Annotated in this window: 1 protein-coding gene; it reads right to left on the reverse strand. The window is 62.7% G+C overall.

Annotated elements, in window-relative coordinates:
- Window positions 1-295, reverse strand: a 295-nt coding sequence (locus tag IZR01_RS49695; RefSeq protein ID WP_194927941.1) for an AMP-binding protein, incomplete at both ends; no start/stop codon positions are given.

Consider the following 295-nt stretch of genomic DNA (forward strand, 5'->3'; position numbering starts at 1 on the left):
GAACCCAATGCGACACCCAGATCCGCGCCCGCATACGCCGACACCTCACCCACAAACTGCCGGTCATCCACCACCACAAACGCATCAGCCGTCTGCGGCAGATCCGCCATGACATCGGAGGTGGTGACCACACACACCGGAGAGGCATCGGCCAGCATGAACTCGATACGGTCAGCCGGATACTCCGGATCCACCGGCAGATAGGCAGCACCAGACTTCAGAATCGCCAACAACGCCACAACCAGCTCCACCGAACGCGGCAACGCCACCGCCACCAGCGACTCCGGACCAGCAC

The organism is Catenulispora pinisilvae, from assembly GCF_015356865.1.
Lineage (GTDB): Bacteria > Actinomycetota > Actinomycetes > Streptomycetales > Catenulisporaceae > Catenulispora > Catenulispora pinisilvae.